This window comes from Komarekiella delphini-convector SJRDD-AB1, from assembly GCF_014831675.1.
Taxonomy (GTDB): Bacteria; Cyanobacteriota; Cyanobacteriia; order Cyanobacteriales; family Nostocaceae; genus Komarekiella.
Map to the genome: position 1 here is coordinate 27,704 of NZ_VJXY01000039.1, position 20,582 is coordinate 48,285.

15 protein-coding genes are annotated in these 20,582 nt (G+C 39.7%); all 15 read right to left on the reverse strand.

Annotated features, from left to right (window positions below):
- Positions 1-16: 16 nt before the first annotated feature.
- The 15 genes from FNW02_RS26765 to FNW02_RS26835 all read right to left on the reverse strand — a co-directional run bounded on the left by FNW02_RS26765 (position 17) and on the right by FNW02_RS26835 (position 20,457).
- The gene (locus FNW02_RS26765) at positions 17-709 is read right to left on the reverse strand and encodes a class I SAM-dependent methyltransferase (protein WP_225225918.1); all 693 of its coding nucleotides are present in this window, start codon (positions 707-709) and stop codon (positions 17-19) included.
- A gap of 54 nt (positions 710-763) precedes the next feature.
- Complete coding sequence (locus FNW02_RS26770) at positions 764-2,284, reverse strand: MBOAT family O-acyltransferase (RefSeq protein WP_191760519.1); 1,521 nt, start codon at positions 2,282-2,284, stop codon at positions 764-766.
- Between the two features lie 61 nt (positions 2,285-2,345).
- The gene (locus FNW02_RS26775; protein ID WP_191760520.1) at positions 2,346-3,500 is read right to left on the reverse strand and encodes a hypothetical protein; all 1,155 of its coding nucleotides are present in this window, start codon (positions 3,498-3,500) and stop codon (positions 2,346-2,348) included.
- Between the two features lie 79 nt (positions 3,501-3,579).
- Entirely contained in the window at positions 3,580-4,569 is a 990-nt protein-coding gene (locus tag FNW02_RS26780) for an isopenicillin N synthase family dioxygenase (protein WP_191760521.1), read from the reverse strand.
- 102 nt (positions 4,570-4,671) lie between these two features.
- The gene (locus FNW02_RS26785; protein ID WP_191760522.1) at positions 4,672-5,646 is read right to left on the reverse strand and encodes an isopenicillin N synthase family dioxygenase; all 975 of its coding nucleotides are present in this window, start codon (positions 5,644-5,646) and stop codon (positions 4,672-4,674) included.
- Positions 5,647-5,699: 53 nt separating this feature from the next.
- Complete coding sequence (locus tag FNW02_RS26790) at positions 5,700-7,493, reverse strand: ABC transporter substrate-binding protein (protein WP_191760523.1); 1,794 nt, start codon at positions 7,491-7,493, stop codon at positions 5,700-5,702.
- Positions 7,494-7,526: 33 nt separating this feature from the next.
- Entirely contained in the window at positions 7,527-8,303 is a 777-nt protein-coding gene (locus tag FNW02_RS26795; RefSeq protein ID WP_191760524.1) for a glucose 1-dehydrogenase, read from the reverse strand.
- Between the two features lie 206 nt (positions 8,304-8,509).
- Positions 8,510-13,450 carry a non-ribosomal peptide synthetase gene (locus FNW02_RS26800; protein WP_191760525.1) on the reverse strand — a complete coding sequence of 1,647 codons (4,941 nt, stop codon included), beginning with the start codon at positions 13,448-13,450 and terminating at the stop codon, positions 8,510-8,512.
- 135 nt (positions 13,451-13,585) lie between these two features.
- Positions 13,586-14,380, reverse strand: a complete 795-nt coding sequence (locus FNW02_RS26805) for an SDR family oxidoreductase (RefSeq protein ID WP_191760526.1) — start codon at positions 14,378-14,380, stop codon at positions 13,586-13,588.
- A gap of 12 nt (positions 14,381-14,392) precedes the next feature.
- Entirely contained in the window at positions 14,393-15,100 is a 708-nt protein-coding gene (locus FNW02_RS26810; protein ID WP_191760527.1) for a cupin domain-containing protein, read from the reverse strand.
- Positions 15,093-15,701: a type 2 periplasmic-binding domain-containing protein gene (locus tag FNW02_RS26815; protein WP_191760528.1), complete on the reverse strand. Its 609-nt coding sequence runs from the start codon at positions 15,699-15,701 to the stop codon at positions 15,093-15,095. The genes FNW02_RS26810 and FNW02_RS26815 overlap by 8 nt, the downstream gene beginning before the upstream one ends.
- A gap of 52 nt (positions 15,702-15,753) precedes the next feature.
- Positions 15,754-16,659, reverse strand: a complete 906-nt coding sequence (locus FNW02_RS26820; protein ID WP_191760529.1) for a DMT family transporter — start codon at positions 16,657-16,659, stop codon at positions 15,754-15,756.
- A gap of 61 nt (positions 16,660-16,720) precedes the next feature.
- Complete coding sequence (locus FNW02_RS26825) at positions 16,721-18,988, reverse strand: Rieske 2Fe-2S domain-containing protein (RefSeq protein ID WP_191760530.1); 2,268 nt, start codon at positions 18,986-18,988, stop codon at positions 16,721-16,723.
- A gap of 22 nt (positions 18,989-19,010) precedes the next feature.
- On the reverse strand, positions 19,011-19,589 hold the full coding sequence (gene cysC / locus FNW02_RS26830) for an adenylyl-sulfate kinase (RefSeq protein ID WP_191760531.1): 579 nt from the start codon (positions 19,587-19,589) through the stop codon (positions 19,011-19,013).
- A 160-nt stretch (positions 19,590-19,749) separates the two neighbouring features.
- Positions 19,750-20,457 carry a hypothetical protein gene (locus tag FNW02_RS26835; RefSeq protein WP_225225919.1) on the reverse strand — a complete coding sequence of 236 codons (708 nt, stop codon included), beginning with the start codon at positions 20,455-20,457 and terminating at the stop codon, positions 19,750-19,752.
- Between the last annotated feature and the right edge of the window lie 125 nt (positions 20,458-20,582).

Genomic DNA, 20,582 nt, shown 5'->3' on the forward strand with positions numbered 1-20,582 from the left:
GATATAAGGGCTGAATTTATAACTCTATATCACTCAATTTCCAAAGACCCAAACTTTTTTGAGGGTAATCTTTTCTTTCTGTCGTTTCTTCATCAATAATTTCGATCATGTCTGGAAATTTATATGGAGATAATTGTAAATCGATTGCTCGCCAATCGCCCGTAATAATATCTTTATTTTCCAGTATTCCCGGATAAGTTGTAGTTAACAGATATCTGGAATTGCTTTTTTTAAAGTTTTTAATCACCGCAATAGTATCTTTAAATGAGAGATGTACTAGACAATCTCTACAAAAAATCAAATCAACTTGAGGAAGTTCACCTGTTACTAAGTCAAGATTGATAAATTCTCTGGATTCGTTACTGTAACGACGTTGATTATTGGTAATTAATTCGGCAACAATATCACATCCAATGTATCTATCTAGATTTAATTCCGCTTCTTTTAGCCAATAAAAATCTCCACAAGGAGCATCAAGCATGGTTTTGACATTAAACTTTTCCAGCAAAGCTGGTATCTTTTTGATGATAACTAAAGTTTGCCGAAGATTAGATCCTCTGCCGGAGACAGATTCGCGATCGCCCCACCTATTACGATAATATATATCATTAAAAACTTCTTTTCTGGTTTTACCACGAAATGATAAAAGCATCAATTCATATTGCAAATTAAATGACAAATAGTCAAAGAAAGATTTGATAGGTTGCAAAATGGTATTCTTGCTCATAGCTTTTAATAAAAAAAAGTTTCTTACTAAAGGTCACTAAAACTGAAAGTAGACAAAAGGTTGAGGACTGATTGCTGCAAACCGAAGTATCGTTGAAACTAACACCCCATAAAAAACGGCAAAACTCCATTTAGGAATTTTCTGCCACCAGTCTGCGAACCAACCTTTATAGGCTGCCCAATGCATGATAATTAAAGGTATAAAAATCCATCCAATTTGAACGTTTAGGTTTTGAGAGCCAAGAGAATTCAAAAGTACAAAGGATTTCCCCACTTGGATTGCACTGCCCAAATCATTACTCCGAAAGAAGATTGCAGAGGCACAAAACCAATAAAACGTGAGAGGGATACCTAGCATATTTCTAAGCGGCAGAAGTCGCTTGTAGGGAGCAATCCAGGATGACCATTGCTTGTGAACAATTAAAGCAATGCCATTTAATCCCCCCCAAGCTACAAAATGCCAAGCAGCACCATGCCATAGTCCAGAGGTAAGCATCAGAATGAGAATATTTCTAGATCGAAATAGTTTTGTGCGTTGCTCTTTTGGTCGCATTTTCATTAAAGGGGTATAAATATAGTCTCGCAGCCAGGTGAAGAGGGTAATGTGCCAACGTTGCCACAACAGAGTAATATTGCTGGAAAGGTAGGGGAAATTAAAGTTGAGAGGTAGCTTGTATCCAAGTAAACCTGCACAAGCGATCGCCATATCTGAATAGCCAGAAAAGTCGCAATATATTTGTATGGCAAAACAAATAACAGCAATCCAACAACTTGAGACTGTATAAATTTCTGGATTCGTGAAATATTGATCTACTAAAGGAGAGAGATTATCCGAAATACAAGCTTTCTTAAAATATCCCACCAAAAAAAGCGTTAAACATCCTCGAAAATCAACTTCGCTTAAACTTTTTGGGGTTAGTAATTGAGGTAAAAAAGTAGATGCGCGGACAATAGGGCCTGCAACTAATTGAGGGAAAAAAGCTACAAAGAGAGAAAAATTCCAAAAATTTCTAACAGGTTTGAGTTTACGCAGATACGCATCAATGGAATAGCTCAGAGTTTGAAATGTGTAAAAACTAATGCCTGCTGGCAAAATAATTTGTAGGGTTGTAATACTAACAGGTAGCCCCAAAAAAGTTAATAAGTTTGAGGCAGAGTCAGCAAAGAAGTTATAGTACTTAAAAAATCCTAATAATCCTAGATTTACAACTAAACTAAGTGCTAACCATGCTTGTCGCTGCTGTTGATTAATTGGTTGAGTTAGCAGTGAATCCCAAGAAAACAGATTTATCCATTCCTTCTGTACTGCTTCGTTTGTTTGAATTTCTTGCCCTACTATTGAACTATCGACCTGTGGTCTAGATAGCATCAAACCGACAAAGTAATCAACGAGTGTCGAGAGCAAAAGTAAGGAAAGAAAGCGCCAATCCCAAGCACCGTAGAAAATATAACTACAGACTAGCAACCAGGTTTTACGATGATTGTGTTTCTGTAAACCCCAATATACACAGAAAACAAGAATAAAGAAAAAGAGAAAACTAAATTCCGTAAAAACCATATTTATTCTAATGGGTAAATCAACTTCAAGTTTCGTTAGGTTACAATTAATATTTACTAAATCAATTCTGACTTATAGATATAGGCGATTGAGTATATAGTTCCTGCTGAGATAACTTAAGATGTTCAGAAAACTTTCCTGCGAAAGCACGTGTGAATTCTTGAGCGCCTTGATGATTTAAATGCCTACCATCAGCTCGGCGATCAACTTCATATAAAGTAGTGAAAGTATTGGGTTTATTAAAAGCAAATAATGTTGAAATATATCCTTCTTTGTAAGCTTTTGTAATAGCAGAATTATCAAAGTCTGTATTTAGTACTGGAGGAACAAAAAAAATGGGTTCAACTTTGATTTTGCTGGTTTTTTCTTGAGCATCAATTCTATAAGCTATCTTTTTAAGTATTTTAATTGCAGAGGAATTTAGTGGATATGTAGACATATTTCCTCGCACAAAAATTCCTGACTTTGATTGCTTTAGTTGCTTTTGATAACTATCTAAGGAATTTGATAGAAAAATTTCTCTCCGTTTGGCACTATTTTCTAACCAATCCATTGAATAATATCCAGCTTCCTGTATTAATTTTTCAGCAGATATTCCTTTTGGTAATACTTCAGATTTTTGCTGCCAAAAATTAGAAAAATAACCAATCCCTAGCCATCGATAGAGAAAACTTATTGAATTTGCATAAAAACCGCTAATCTTCTCTTTTAAAGTAGAGGTTGATTCAATGATTAATTGAAAATTTTCTATTGTTTTCAGAGGAGTATGCCAGTAAACATTTTTAGTTGAAGTTGGTGCTTCCTCCATAAAAAAGTCAACTAAACAGTCTAAAAATACCCATTTTAAGTTTGCTGGTTTTAAAGCTAAGATTTTCTGCAAATAGAAATCAGTTTCAGCTACATTTGCCGCCATGATTCCAAAGTTAAAAGATTTGATACTCTTGCCATTTGCTGCCATTGTTTCATCAAAGACTTTGGGGATAACTCCTTGATATGTGGTACTTGGCCCTAAAAAAATTACATCATAATCATCTTTGTGTTTAGCAAAATGTTCAAATTTAGTACTGATATCACCAAGATTTCGAGGAATATTAGAAGAGGGTGAAACTATATTTATTAATCCAGCAGTTGAAATCAAAGCAAGCAGAAAAATTATGCTATAAAAAAACATAACTACTGGTCTTGGTATTGTTTTTTTCCAAATATATACATTCATTGTCAGTTGTCTTAAAAGTAAATTATTTATTTTGATCTCGCACAGGAGAAGAGATAAAATTAGAGCTTTTGCAAGAAGTCTAATTTTTAGGGGAAATTAAAATCGATGTATTATTATTATTTCTTTGGGTGTAAAATTCGCTTGTGATAATGGGTGGATACTTTGCAGTTTCATTTGCCCCTAAACAACTCTCAGGACAGGCAATTTCGGCATCATTATTAGGGGAGGCAAAAAATGCAAAGGAATATCTTGGCTGGATGTGTTGGGATGCAAAGGGGATAGCAACTTGGTGTTTTGTTGCATATACTTTATCGTTCGTCCATCGTTGCAAAATTTCTCCTGCCATCACGACAACCGTATCAGGAATTAGAGGAACTGGAATTCGCTCTCCAGTTTTGGTACAAATTTCTAAACCTTCTACTTCATGCTGAAACACATAAGTAATAGTATTTCCATCTGTATGTTCTCCCAGCTGGATGTCTTGGGTTTTGGGAGGTTCAGATGTACCAGGATAGTGATGTAAACCCATCGCATGATTTTGCTCTGAATGCAACTCGGCAAAATAGGACTCTGGCAGTTTCAAAGCAATTGCTAGGGCTTCAAGAACTTTTAGGGTACTTGTGTGACAAGCTGCGAAGAATTGCAGCATAACTTCACGAAATTCCGGTTGACTTTGCAGCCATTGGTTAGATTTGTGAAAAGGATGATCTAGCTTATCTAATTCTTCTGGGTTCATTTCTCTACCAAAGTAAAATTGTTCACTTAGTATGCTTGACATCCCCATAGGAATATATCCTCGGTGACACTTTTCTGTTAGAGCGATCTGTTTTTTCTCTTTTAACGACAGTGCAAAAAAATGCTTGGCTTGGGCAAATGTTTGAGCAATCAGAGTAGTGGGAATATCGTGATTCTTCAGGTAGAAACATCCCATCTCCTGTAAAGCACTGGCAATTTGAGCAGCAACGGCTTCCTTGGCATAGGTATCACCAGTAATAAATGAATGGAAGTCAATGACTGGAATTTGTGTTGAAACAATAGATTCTTTTGGAAGTTCGTTGATTGGGATCATCGTTAAAAATGAGTGGAGTTATAAGAGAAACTCTGCGTACCTTTGCGCTTACTTTGCGTTCCTCTGCGTTTCAAAACGCTACAATTTTACGCACAGCTGTACTTATTGTTTTTCAGATGTATAGCCTCCTGTGGCAATTTGATTGATATATTCATGGGTGAGAATAGGTTCATATTTGGCAGTTTCGTTTGCGTCTAAGCAATTGGCAAGGCTAGTAATCTCAGCATCGTAATCAGGAGACTCAAAATAGATAATCGAGTATCTGGGATTGGTGGGGAATTTGGAGGGTAGGGGAACTCGATGTTTAGTGGCGGGAAACTTGTCGTTTGTCCAGCGCTGCATTAAATCTGCGAGGATAACCAGAACTTTACCAGGAAGATAGGGCGCTGCAATCCACTCCCCTGCATTGGTGCAAACTTCTAGTCCAGCTGTCTCATCTTGAAATATTAAGGTAATACTCCCGTAGTCTGTATGTTCAGCAAACCGAGTCTCTGCGGGAGAAAGAGGTTGGCTCACTGATGGATAGTGATTTATGGAGGTGTTGAAATTACGCTCAATATGGAAATCTGTGAAATACGACTCTGGTAGTTTCAAGGCGATCGCCATCGCTTGTAAAATACTAAAAGACGCATCACGACAAGTTGTAAAAAACTCTAATAGTACTTGGCGAAACTCTGTTTGGTCTTCAGGCCATCGATTCGGTTCACCAAACCTCTGATAAGTTACACTCGCTTCATCGGTTGCAACATCTAAACCAAAATTGAACGCTTCCAGCAATACCCGCTCTTTACCACGAGCAACGTAGCCTCTACTAGTTCCTGGAGCAAGTTTTACTTGGTTTTTCTCTTCTTGTGGTAAAGCGAAAAAACTCTGCGCTTGAGCAAACACCTGATCAATTAAAGTTTGGTTTACACAATTTTCAAGGTAAAAACATCCAATTTCTTGAATAGCAGATGAAATGCGATCGGCAACTGCTTGCTTGGCAACAATATCACCGACCATAAACGTATGGAAATCGATGACAGGAATCGGCGTGGTAACAATTATCTGGGGTTCACGTTCTTTGATTGGGTTCATCAGTAAAAAATTCCTCTTCGTAATTCTGAGCGGTGTCTAGATCCCCGACTTCTTTAAGAAGTTGAGGATCTAGGATTAGTTTTCAATTCATAAACATTCCAAAATGTTCCTTGTAAAGCAGAGTGTTTCACCCCCTGAATACGATTTCGCACAGATACCATTGATAACGAGTTCACTAGATAAATAAACGGCAAATATTCTTGACTCAGCCTTTGAGTTTCTGCATAAATTTGTTGTCGCTGTGCTTCATTCGCTGCTGCACCTTGAATGTATAAATCGGCGATTTTTTGTTCCCAATCTGCTACCTGCTGTCCAGTAATTGGCTTTTGTCCGGCTTGGGGTTGGCGATTAAAAAAATGCCAGTTCCCGACCGTAGACCAAATATTCACTGCTTCATTGGGTTCTATCGTCATTGGGAAACCATCAAGAATTTGGCAATCCCAATCCAAACGATTTGTTAACTTGTCTACAACCAATCCCACTGCAATTAAATTCAAATCTACCTGAATTCCGATCTGGCTCAAATCTTCTTGAATCAGTGGAGCCATGTTCTGCAACACCTTATTACCGACATTGGCAGTCAGGGTAAACCGGACTCGATTACCATCGACATCGGATAATTGACCTTGATTGTTGTATCGAAAACCTGCTTTGAGAAGTAACGCTTTTGCCTTCTTGAGGTTATAGTCGTAGACTGGTAAACCTGCTTCTTGAGAGAGATAGTAAGGACTTTGCACTGCGATCGGTGAATTTTGTAGTGCCCCTACCCCAGCAAAAAGATTGTTGAGCATACGCGGACGATTGATGCTGTGAGCAACCGCTTGGCGAAATTCCACTGTATTGAACCAGCGAGACTTAATCGGATCAATTAAAGGCTGACCGTTTCTGCGTCCTGTATTCAAATTAAACATCATAGCTGTGGTTCCTGTTTGAGAACCGCCATTATAAATTGTGAATTCTCCTTGTTTTTCTTCTCGTTTCAATAATGAAAAATAGTTAGGATTCACATCAATAAAATCAAGACTTCCAGAACGAAATTGGATTAACGCTGTATCATTATTACTGACTGTACTTTGAACAATGCGATCAATATAGGGCTGAGTATGACTTTGACCATCTTTACGCCAGTAATAGGAATTTTTGCGAAAGGTAATCCGCTCACCTGGAACATAAGATTCTAATTTATACGCACCATTACTAACAATTTGATTGGGTGGAGTATCTGTACCCCAGATTGAGAGAAATAGCGGTCTACCTGCGGAGTCTTTTTTGATAATGGACGATCGCAGAATATGAGCGGGTAAAATTTCTAACTTTGTTGTGCGAAGAAAGGGAGCAAAAGGTTCTGGAAGGGTAAATTCAACACGCCAGTTATCCAGTTTTTTGATTGTAGGAAAACTGCGAGTTTTACCTATTTGCAAAAAATCTTTAGCATAAGAAGGAATGGCGGCATTAGTGTAAATATCTTTATAAGTAAATACTACATCATCGGCGGTCAACGGTTCACCATCTGACCATTTCAGCCCTTTTCTCAGTGTAAAAATAATTCGCTTTTGGTCTTCAGAAATGTCCCACGATCGCGCTAATGCTGGTTCAATTTTTCCTCGACCATTTTCACGAATCAGTCCTTCATAGAGTAAAGATAAAATCCCTACTCCCTGCTCCATCAACTGAGGATTAAAGGTGTTGGGTTCGATAGAACTACTAACGATGATTTGAGATCCGGCTACTGCTTTATGGAGTAAGTTAGTTTGGACACAACTAACTAGAACAAGCGCCAGAATAAATCCGATGATAGCTGGCGGTTGCCGACGGTGGATAGTAGTGAGTGTGGTCAATCTTCGCATAGTTGTGTTCTTTGGAAACCTCTTTTAACTGCCCTACATGGCGCTGTATCCGCCATCCACCATCAAAACTGCCCCCGTTACATAAGAAGCTGCTTCAGACGCGAGAAATATCACTGGGCCGACGAGTTCCTCTGGTTTCCCGCGTCGCTGCATGGGAATCACGGCGCTCAGATGTTGCTGATCTTCGTGTGGCGATCGCCGAAATGTTTCAGTACCTTCCATGATGTTGTCGATGTAGCCAGGAGCAAAAGCATTGACGCGAATCTGATGATCTGCCCATTCCAATGCAAGCGATCGCACTAGTAAATTTACCCCTCCTTTGGCTGCTGTGTAAGCCGCAGAGCCATTAATTCCTACTACACCCCCGATTGAAGAGTTCATGATAATTGAGCCGCTTGTGCCTTGTTTAATCATTTGTAGTGCCGCCAGTTGAGCGCAGTGGAAGTATCCTTTTAAATTGACGTTGATGATGTTATCCCACTCCAATTCTTCTAAGTCAGTCGCCGATTTGATGATGTCAATACCGGCATTGCACACCATAATGTCAAGCTTGTGATAGTGCGCTACGGTTTGCTCAATTAGACGTAAACAATCTTGGCGGTTTCTGACATCGGTGGGAATTGCGATCGCTTCGCCTCCAGCTGCTTGAATCATTTGTGCAGTTTTTTCTGATTCCGCTACTTTGATATCAGCAACTACAACTTTTGTGCCTACAGATGCTAATCCTTGAGCTATTGCTCTGCCGATGCCTCGTGCGGAGCCGGTGATGATGGCAACTTTATTTGTTAGGTTGAAAAGGGAGGATTCCACAATTGTTTAATTTGAGTGGGAGTGATTTTTAAATGAATTTGTATCACGCAGAGGCGCAGAGTCGCAGAGAGGAAGAGTTTGAGAGAGTTTTTGTGTAGGTGACTATTTAATATTGATATTTTGTGGGTTATAAACTAGACTCTTTATAAAAGTCTCAATTTTCTACTCCTTCTCTGTGTCTCTGCGCCTCTGCGTGAGATAAATACTTATGTAAGAAGTCTACTGTTTAGTAAATCGTGGATAGCTTCTGCTTGTTGAACTATAGTAGGTTTTTCAAATAGGGAAACTAAAGGTAACTCTACTTGCAAAGCTTTTTGTAGCTTATATATAACTTGTAGAACAAGAGCAGAATGTCCTCCAAGGTCGAAGAAGTTATCTTGAGTACTAATATGTTCTAATCTTAAAACTTCTTTCCAAGTAGCTAATATAACTTCCTCCATCGGGTTGGCAGGTTCAACAAAATTATTTTGAGGAGTTTTCATAGCTATTGGTAATTTGGAATTTTGAATTGGCAAGCTTTCCCCTTCAGATAAAAAAGGAAGTTCGCCAAGACGTTTGTCAGGATTAGTAACAATATATTCAAGTAAACTTTGAAATATTGTAACCATTCTGGCAATAGTAGGAGCTTCAAATAAATCGGTTTTGTAGACCAAAGCGCCTTCAATTCCCTCTGATGTTTCTTGGAGTGTAAGATTTAAATCAAACTCTGCTGTATCTTTGGTATCGGTTGCAATAAACTCCTCTTTTAAAGTCAAGTTGGCTAGTTTTAAATCATCTTCTGGAGTGTTTTGGAAAACAAACATCACTTGAGCTAGGAGTGTGTAACTATCTCTAACTGGTTGCAGTTTTTCTACTAGTTTGATGAAGGGCATTTCCTGATGTGCATACACTCCTAAAGCCACTTCCCGCACTCGCCGCAGTAGTTCCCGAAAGCTGGGATTGCCTTCTAAGTTGGTGCAAAATGGCAGTAAGTGGACAAAGAAACCAATCAGTCCTTCTGTTTCTGGGCGGGTACGATTGGCAACGGTGCTGCTGACAATGATGTCTGGTTGTCCTGTGTAGCAGAAAAGTAATGTCTTGAGTGCTGCTAACAAGGTCATAAATAGGGTTACGCCTTCCTGCTGACTCAATGCTTTGAGTGCTTTGGTTAAGTCTTGGGAAATTACCAAAGGTTGACGCGCACCTGTGAAGGTTCGCACTGATGGGCGTGGATGGTCAGTTGGTAGTTTTAAGACTGGAGGAGTAACACCTAGATGTTGTTTCCAGAATTGCATCTGTGATTCCAAAACTTCCCTCTGCAACCATTGCCGTTGCCAATTAGCAAAGTCTGCATATTGGATGGGTAACTCGGTTAGCGGGGAGGGTTTGCCTTGAGAAAAAGCTTCGTAAAGGGTTGCCAGTTCTTGAGTCAACACGCTAAAAGACCAACCGTCGGCGACAATATGGTGTGTTGTGACAACTAGCAAATGCTCTGTTTCAGTCAAACGCCAAAGCTTACTCCGCAATAACGGCCCTCGCGCCAAATCGAAAGGCTGTTTAATTTCCTTCTCAGCTTGTTGTTTCGCTTCAAAGATGTTTTGTACCTCTACTACGGCGAAGTCAAAGACAGGTTCGGGGGAAATTGCATAAACCACTTGTCCGCTTTCCACCTTAAAGGTAGTTCGCAAGGTTTCGTGTCGTCGTACAATTTCCCTTAAACTTTGTTCCAACGCTTTCACATCTAGCGAACCCGTGACGCGATAAACTAGCGGCAAGTTGTAAACAGGATTACCAGGATAGAATTGCTCGAAAAACCAAAACTCCAACTGAGTTAAGGAGATTGGCAATACTCCGTCTTGTGAGCGCCCGACTTTCAAAGATACAATTTCTGGTAAAATTTCTTGTTGATTAGCTGTCTCGACTGTTCTAGCTAAAGTTGCGATCGCCGGAGATTCAAATAAACTTCGCAGAGGCAATTCTATCTTAAATGCTTTGCGTGTCAAAGAAATCACCTGAGTGGCAAGTAATGAATGTCCTCCCAAATTAAAGAAGTTGTCGTAAATCCCAACTTGCTCCAACCCCAAAACATCCCTCCAGATACCTGCCAAAATTTCTTCAGTGGGAGTCCGGGGTGCAACAAAAGTTTGAGCTAATTCTGGTCGGCTGGTTGTCGGTTCGCTTAAAGCGCGACGGTTGACTTTACCATTGGGTGTCAGGGGGAATGACTCCATCTGTACAAAAGCCGATGGAATCATGTAGTCTGGCAACTGGTCTTGAAGAAAATTACGCAACTGTTCGACGGTGATTGTCTGTCCTTGAATTGGTACGAAGTAAGCGACTAAATATTTTTCCCTGGCACTTTTCCCAAACACCTTAGCGACTGCTTGGTTAATTTGGGGATGTTTGCTCAAGACTGCTTCAACTTCGCCAAGTTCAACCCGAAAACCCCGGACTTTTACTAAATCGTCTATCCGTCCCAAAAATTCAATGTTGCCATCACTTAGGTAGCGTGCCAAATCCCCAGTTTTATATAGTCGTGAGTCAGTATCCTGATTAAAAGGATTTGGGACAAATTTTTGCTCTGTCAAATCTGGGCGGTTGAGGTAGCCACGAGCCAAGCCATCACCGCTAACGTAGAGTTCCCCAGGAACACCGATTGGGACAGGTTGAAAATTGCGATCTAACAGGTAAACTTGCACGTTTACGGCAGGCTTACCAATTGGTGGATAAATTGGCCATTCTTCTGGTTTGTCGCTAAAAGTATAAGCCGTGACTAAATCTGCTTCCGTGGGGCCGTAGAAATTATAGAGTCTACAATTCTCCAAACGCTTAAATAGCCTAATCATTGGTTGCGTAATCTGGAGTTGTTCGCCACAGGCGATCACTTCTCTAATGTTCTTAAATAGCTGTTCTTCTTCTCCGTATATTTCTGCTAATTGTTGCCATAAAGTGACAGGAAGGAACACTTTAGCAATTGCTTCTTTAGCAAGTAACTCAATTAATTTATCTAAATCCTTGCGATCTTCCTCAGGAATCATATACAGCGTGCCACCCAAACCCCACGCCGCAAACATTTCGTGATAGCTAACATCAAAGCTTAGGGAGGCAAATTGAAGAACACCCACACCTGTTACCATCTTCGCCTGATGGTGTTCTATTAAATTAGTGAGCGATCGATGAGGAACAAGAGTACCTTTAGGAGTTCCTGTAGACCCAGAAGTGTAGATTATATACGCTAAATTATGCGCCTCTGCATATATCTGAGGATTTATATCAGATTCCTTGGCTATTTCATCCCATCCCTTATCTAACAAAATCACTTTGGGACTAGAATTTGATGGCGCGTCTGAATCCCTCATCAACTTCTCCCAGTCCCCAGTTCCTAATCCCCAATCCCCAGTCCCCTTTAAACGTGTTTGAGTTAAGATGACCGCTGCTTGAGAATCGCTGAGCATAAATGCTAAACGCTCTGGGGGATAGGTAGGGTCAAGGGGAACACAAGCGCCCCCAGCTTTGAGGATTCCTAATATGGCAACTGCCGCCTCTAGAGAGCGTTCCAGACAAAACCCCACAGGTACATCTGGTTTGACGCCCAAATGTTGCAGATGGTGCGCTAATTTATTGGCACGTTGGTTTAACTCTAAATAGGTCAATTGTTGGTTGTCATACACCACCGCTACAGATTCGGGTGTTTTTTCAACTTGCTGCTCAAATAATTGATGGATGCAATAATTTATGGGATGGACTGCTTGGGTAGCATTCCACTCTACTAGCAGTAAATCTTGCTCTGCTTGTGTGAGTAGTGGTAGTTCCCCCGCACTGCGATGAGGTAACTCAACAATTCCCTGCAACAACGTGAGTAAATGACCAATCATGCGGTCAATGGTATCTGCGTCAAAGCGTTGGCGTAGCCCGCCGCAGGCATCGCGATCGTAGTTGATTTTGATTACCAGTTCTTCACCGGGAATCGCAACTACCGTTAAGGGATAATTTGTTTCTCCGATGGCTTGGCGATCGCTTATTCTCAAATTCCCCGGAAGTGCTTGCAGCGTGGCGTTTACAGGATAGTTCTCAAACACAACAATGCTTTCAAACAAAGGTTTATTCCGAGGAATCTCACTCACGCTTTGAATATCTACCAGTGAGCTGTATGCATACTGTTCCCGTTCTATATGCTCTTGTTGCAATTGCACCAGCCAAGGCAATAAATCGGTTGTTTCAGGGATTTTTACCCGTACAGGTAGGGTATTAATAAACAACCCCACCATCGACTCTACACCAGATAAGTTATGAGGACGACCAGACACCGTAGCCCCAAATACCACATCAGACTCACCACTGTAGCGACTCAGTAACAATGCCCAAGCTGCCTGCACCAAGGTAGAAACGGTGAGATGATGTTGTTGGGCAAAAGATTTTAAGGTAGCAGTTGCCTCGGCTGATAGATGTTGATGTCGAATATAACTAGTTTGCTGCTGGTGAGAAATTTGCCCTAATGCTTGTTCTACAACCAAAGGGGTAGGAGCAGTAAAACCCTCAAGAGTTCGCCGCCAAAATTCCTCTGCACTAGATAAATCTTGCTGCTGTAACCAATTAATGTAGTCTCGGTAAGAGCGAGATGGAGCTAAATATAACTGTTGATTGTTATTTATAGAATCGTAAAAAGCAAAGATTTCTTTGAAGAGAATTGGCCAACTCCAACCATCAAGCAATATATGATGAAAGCTCCAGACAAAATGATAAGTTTCGTCTGCTAACCGAAATAAAACAAACCGCATCAAGGGAGCTTTATCAACTTCAAAACTTTGCTCTTTATCTGTGTTTAAGAAGGAATCAATTTGCGATCGCTGCTCATTGACCGAGAGCGATCGCAAGTCCTTGTTAATCCAAGGTAAATTAACCTGTTTACGCACTACTTGAACTGGCTGTTTGCGGTTTTTCCATACAAAAAGAGTCCGTAAAGCCGAATGTCTTTGCACTACTTGTTGCCAAGCTTGCTCAAACGCGCTCTGGTTTAGATTGCCATGAAGAGTAAAGCGAAACTGCTCGAAGTATATTCTTGATTCTGGCTGGTAGAGAGTATGAAATAGCATCCCCTGCTGCATTGGCGAAAGGGGATAGATGGCTTCAATATCTTTAGTTTTATTTTGATTTTGTATAACTACCATTGTTATGTTTTTTGTAATATATGTTTTTTAAATTAATCGCCAAGACGTAGAGAGAAGTTGCGTGCGCGGGTTCCTCGCATTGAGCAAACTTCGGGAGAGCGCAGAGGAAAAAATGTATAATACTGAAAAATTTTATTAAAAAGCTGCTGTAGACAATCCGCCATCTACTGGAATAGTTACACCAGTGATATAACTAGCGCATTCTGAACTGAGAAAAGCAACTAAATTTGCAACCTCATCAGAAAAACCCCGACGACCTATAGGAATAGTGTTATCTATCCCTGCTGCGATCGCATCAATATTTCGGTCTTCTTTTTGGGCAAATACTTCTAGATATTCTCTATGTCTTGGTGTATCAATAATCCCAGGATTGACACAGTTAACTAACACATTCCACTTTGCAACTTGCGTAGCTACAGATTTGGTAAAGTTGATTAATGCTGCATTTGCCACTCCTGATTTAATTAAACGAGGAGAAGGTTCTTTCCCGGATGTGCCAATAATATTGACAATTCGTCCCCATTGCTGATTTTTCATAGTAGGTAAAACCAGATTCGTCATGCGGATATAGCCCATTAGTTTACCTTCAAAGACAGTTTCCCAATCTCCATCAGATAGTTTTTCTACGGCAACGCTAGAAAATTTTGCCCCCTCAGAATTATTTACTAAAATATCAATTTTTCCAAATTGATTGAGAGCTTCTTGTACTAATTTTTCAGAGTCAGTTGCCTTTTGAACATCAGCCAAGCAGGTGATAATTTTTGCTGAGGAATTTACCAGACTTTGATAAGCTTGTTTTAATCGATCTGCATTTCTCCCACAAATTATTAAATTACAGCCTTCGGCTACCAGTTTCTCGGATATTGCATAACCAATGCCAGCAGTCGCTCCTGTCACTAAAGCTACTTTCCCTGTTAGTCCTAAATCCATATTGATAGTCCTCTAGGTTGCAGTTAGCGATCGCGCAGTTATTTCACTAAAAGAAGCATCTTGATAAGATAAATGAGAACAACGCGGAATCAAAATTTTCACCAAAGATACTACTTCATTAGAGGAATTATATCCTCCACAAAATACATCAGCCGGAGCATAATAAATACTACCATATTCTAGTTGCTGCTGTTCTTTTCCCACAGACATTATCAACTGACCATTTAGAATTATTCCCATTTGTTCGCTAGCAGATTGGTGCATTGGAATTATTCCTCCTGGCGGAATTTCAATAATCGCAATCTCAAACCAAGAAGCAACTATAGATTTGCATAAAGAGCCAGTAAGTTTATCTTTTATAGACGATACTTTGATAAATACTTCATCAGTTTTTTCCGATGTTAAGGAATTTACAATACGTTTTACATCAAACACTAGTGCTGTTTCCGAAAAAATATTAACAGAACCGTGAGGAACATAAGCATTAGCAATATAGGCTTGTTGCAGCGGTTCAATAATTTTTTTAGTTCCGTTGACGTTCATTTCTAAACGACCAGAAATTATCATCCCCATCTGACTTTCTAAATGCTCATGTAGTGCAAAATTAGCTCCAGGAGCAAGATATACTAATTGCACAAGCGTGTCTTGACATTCAAATGCGATTAACTCTACATCGGAATTAATTTTTGTGTTTTTGGGAACTGGAAAAAATTTAGACATGACTTTCTGCTATTTTTTTATAAAAAATTGACCAACTCATAGGAATTTTTCCATAAGTAGAAATAAATTCTAAATCATAAGCATCAACAGCATTTTTATTGGTAATAGCTAAATTAGCTAAACCCTGCTGTACTTGAATTGCTGCATCACTAGTAGAAAGAGACAGATCAACCTGAATTTCTGATTGGTCTTGGGAGTCTGGTAAGAGTCTCGACAACAAAGGTAAGGGTGCAGGATGGGTGACAAGTCTAGCTCCTTTGAAAACTACCTCTGTATTTTTCTTCTTCGCCAATCCATAAACTGGAGTTGGATAGATAAAAATGAAGCCTAAATCAAAACTTGGCTCCATATAAAACTCATTAATTAGCTGATAAGCATGAGGAACTAGAGCCAAATCTACCTTGTCTTGTAGCAAAGCTTCTTTGACATCTGGAAAGCTATCAAATAATTGAATTTTTCCAGTCAATTTTTCTGACTCTAATTGTTGAACTATATAACTCGAAGCATAGTCACTACTAGTGCCACTAGGCCCTAATGTGCCTATAGTCAAAGTGTTTGCAGGAGGAATAGGAGGTCGAAATTCAATCGAAAACTTCAGCATAGTTTTAACCAAGGTCGTATAGTAGAAAAAATCAAGTTAAAATTAGTAATTTTTAAATATTTTCTGCGCCAAATATTAATTTGCGATCTATATATTGAGACTTACTCTGACTCAAAATTAATGCAGTTAGCACCAGAACCGTGCCAATAAAACCGCGTACTCCAAACTTCTCGCCGAGTAGCCAGAAGGAAAAAACGGACGTGAGTACCGGATCGAGAGTACACAATAGTGCAGCTTCCGTTGCTGAAATCCATTGCTGACCTATTGTTTCTAGCCAGATGGTAGCAGCAGTCCCTATCAGACCGAGGTAAAGGATAATGCCATAGTTATTGCTTAGAGTCTCAAATTGTCCGACCATCTGTGGCGCTGCCCAGACGGCGCTTAACACTGCTACAATCCACAGTTGGATGGCAGTTAGGGATAGAGTTGAGTGGCGTTGTGCTGTTCCCTGAAGTACCAGCATATAAACCCCGTAAATGAAGGTTTCACCAAACAACAACAAGTCACCTATGCCTAGAGAGCCGTTTTCCCAACACATAATGCCGATACCTGTAAGAGCAACTCCGGCGGCGAGTACAGTCTTAATAAGCAAGGGCTGACCTAATAACGCTCCCAACAGGGGTACAATGATCACATTCAGGCTAAAAATGAATCCTCCCCGGTTGGCATTGGCGGTTTCTAGCCCGATCGCTTGGAAGGCGAAGCAAGCGAAAAGTAAAAGTCCTAAAATGGCCCCATCGCGTAATATTTGAGCGTTTAGAGAGCGTAAATACGGGGTAAATATCGCTGCTGCAACGCTGAAACGGCTAGCGGTAAGTACAGCTGGCGAAAAGCTAGTGACTGCATCTTTAGTAAGTGGGAAGGTCGTCGCCCATATTAAACTGACGATCGCGATCGCAATTATGCCCTGAATGTGGAGGGCGTTTTGCGTGGGTTGATTGCAGTCATCTAGTTTCATGTTATGAGTACCTAAACAGAATTAATTACACACCTTTGCCTGTTCCTTTTGACAAGAGTAGTCATAATGGTTTCCTCTGGAGACTGGTTATTGGTAGCTTGGCGCGGATAGCTTCCTGAAACTTGGCAACATCAAACTCGGCAATACTAAATACTCCGATTTTCTCGAACAGCCGCGATGAAACACTGTCTTGACAGATATAGTTAACGCGAATGTCTTCATGTAACGATTCCAAAAGAAGTTGGATGTTCGCTATGCGTGCCTCTTCAATAGCTTTAGTATTGGTGTCGTGGGGGTTGAGGATATGCCCGTAACTGCGAACATGAAAACGGCACTCTCTTGGCCCAGCGGGAACTAACGAAAAAGTTTGGACGTGTTCAGGAAATACGCTCAAAGAAAAAGGCATGGGGATTTCTTCTTGCGCCGACATTGAGCAGAAGGCTGAGTAACACAGCGTTTCTGGCAGAGAATCGTTTTCAACAGCAAAATCTTGTAATTCCTGCTCACGTTCCCAAGAATGTCGAGCGATCGCTTTGGCGCAATCATAATATTGTCGCTCGATTGGAGTTAAGCTGGGTGAAGCCGGATCACGCATGGGAATAATCATGCCGTTGATGCCTTCACAATCACTCGACACTCCAAACCGACGGGTTAACCCTTTGTGCATCATAGGAAAGTGGTAATCTTCTAAGAAGTTTTCCCACAGCAGTTTGTAATCCACCTCCACATTAATGTCATACTGACCGACTCCACCAATGGGTTGCATATTTTCCAGTTGGTAGGGTTCTAATAAACCGGGTAGATACCAACTTTGGGCTAATCTTGAGCCTTCCCAAGTAAAGCGAATGAAAATAAATCCATAGAAAATGTCAATGTCAATGGGTTCTAAACCGTAGTTGGGTAAACCAAATTTCGGATAGCTCCCCCGTTCTTTGGTATTCTGAAGTTTGCCAGCAAAAAATTCACCGCTTGCAGTCCGAATAACGTAGGCTCGTTCGCCGACAATATCCAGCCAAGTGAAGTTACCCGGTTGCGGAACTTCGTTGATATGGCAAACAAATTGCCAGGTTGGTTTGATTAAATGCTCAACTTCAAGAGCAAACAATGCTGCATCGCCATAAATCCAGATTGGCAATGCTTGTCTTCTTTCATTCGATGCAGAATCTTCTATAGTGTTAGGCTCGTTGGGATACTCTATAGACTTACCAATAAACTGCTTTTGCTCGTCGTCACAGCTATAAACTCGTTGAAGCACTTCATCCAATTCTGAAATTGACCCATCACTATCGACGGTCAGGATAGCTTGTTTGAGTTCCCCAATCAGAGACTTCAACATCAATTGACGACTATGGCTTGTTCGTTCTTGGGTAATGTCTGCAATTAGCTGTTTTACTTCTGCTTCTAAATAACCAATTCTCAACCAAAGGCGGATTTGTTCTGGAAGTGTAGCGGTTTCCCCGTCTGCATAACCTGGACTCACAGAATTGAGCAGATTGGTAATTTCTACTCCGATATTTTGATGATTTTGATTGCTTTCAAGTTGTAATTCTTGCTTAAAATAACTACTTTCTGAAAGCCTCCTTTCTCCGTGTCCTTCTCTACGAGACGCTACGCGAATGCGTCCTCGGCGGTTCGTTTTTCCGTTACTGCTGCATAAGTCTTGTTCTAAAAGCTTGGCAAAAACCCCTTGATTTTCATCAATCTTGACCTCAAACTCCTGCAAACTGTAATTTTTCAGGTCAAAGTCAGCACCAAACTCTCCTCTATTTGCCCCTGGTGCATTCTTGCAATGACCATCTATACCAAAAGCCCATCCATGATAAGGACAAAGAGCCGTTTTATCTACACCTACACAACCGTGACCTTCAAAAACTGGTGCTTGGCGATGAGTGCAGACATTAAGGAAAACGCGAATCGTTCCGTCTGCTTGGCGTACAGCTACCAAAGGTTCCTGAAAAATTTGAACAGTAACAAAATCTCCAGGCTTAGAAATTTCTGCCGCGTGACAAATAAAATACCAATTTTTCTCTAATTCCGATGGTTCAACAAAAATTGAACGAATAATTTTAGCAGTAAAGTAGTTATAAACAATTTTGATATCGACTTCTGTATTATTGTGCTTGTTATATTCAACAATTGCATCTACTAGATATTTATATACTATTTCAATAGCAGAGTTGCCCTTTGCTGATAATAAAGTAGTGACAAAACTATTCCATGCTAGTTCATCATTATTTGCAAAATTAGTACCCGCAGTAGCAAGGGAATATTGGTGGTGTCCAACTTCTAAAAAAAGTTTACATAGTTCCTTTTCTTTTACTAAAGCCATTTTATTTTTTTCCTAATTTTAATCATATTCGTGAATGATTGTTGTGAAATTGTGGCAACAATAGGGAATTTATATACCCTAATTTTTCTAACTTATTTAAAATTTTATTTGCACTTTGGGCAACACTTTCTTGATTAGTTTTGCATTCAATATCAGGTTCAAGAGGTATTTCGTATAAATCATCAATTCCAGTGAAATTCTTGATTTCACCAGATCTAGCTTTTTTATACAAACCTTTAACATCTCGCTGTTCACAAACTTCTAATGGTGCATTGACGTACACTTCAATAAAATCTCCAATCCGTTCTTTAACTTCTTCTCGGATTGCTCGATATGGCGAGATCACTGAAACCAGTACAATGACATTATTTCTAGTTAGCAGTTGAGCTACAAAGCCAATTCGCCGAATATTTTCGTCTCGATCCTCCTTGCTGAAAGTTAATCCCTTACTTAAGTTTTGGCGAACTACATCGCCGTCAAGTACTTCAATTTTATATCCCGTGCGTCGCAGTTCTGTCTCCAAAAATCGGCAGATTGTGGTTTTTCCAGCACCGCTCAAACCAGTTAACCATATTGTTACACCACGTTGTTTTTCCAGCATGCTACCCCTACGCTTTTACTAAATTGCTGGTCTACAAAAGTTGATTTTGATTTTTAATTTTCCTTTTTTTTACAGAGTATACATCAATTTACTAATAACCAATAGCTTCAATAAATAAACAATTAGCAATTGGTTATTAGTTCTTGTCAATACTTACATATTAATCTTCAAGTATCGGTTCAGGGATAACTGGTACTGGATGATCGAGACGATAGGCATTCCAAGGTTTGATGAAAGATTCTCTTTTTATTCCTGAAAATCTTCCTATTTGTTTATGAAATAGACTTTCATAAAAATCTAACTCTTTCTTTAAGAAATAAGGAGCTTTTTCTCCATAAACTTTCACAAACATTCTGTAAGTATTATAATGTTTAGCTTCTACATCTTCAGAATAAAACATCAAATCATCTTCAATGTCATTTAAAACTTCTAGAGGCCACATCAATCTTAACTCTTCATTTAACTCCTCTTCTGAGTAATTTAGACCTAACATTTTGAGCAAAGTACAGTGTAACACTCGATAGTCTGAAGAACGTAACTCAGCAGCTTTTTTAATCATTCCATGAGTAACATGAGATGTGGCTAATATCTGAGTTTCTAATTCAAAATACTCTCCCAGCTTTTGCATGTAAAATTCAACTTGGCAATGCTTGAGATTATACTCTTCTAAAACAGCCAATATCATTTCTTGCTTAGAATGCCAAGGAGAAGTGTGCAGTTTTTCATAACCCTCACTTTGAATTTTTTCAACTTCATCATCAGTTTGATAAACCAGAGCTTCAATAAAACCTAAGATGGGATAAAACCGAAAGAAGTCATTAATTGAGAGGTTATAAATTGGAAAATAATAAAGTACAAATTCTCTCAATACTCTGCTAGACCGACGCATACTCTGATAGGAAATGCAAGAAATTTTGGAAGCCAGTTTATTAACCAAAACCCCTGTATCACGTGCGGTTGTGAGTGTAGCTTTCGAGATTGTCATAAATAATG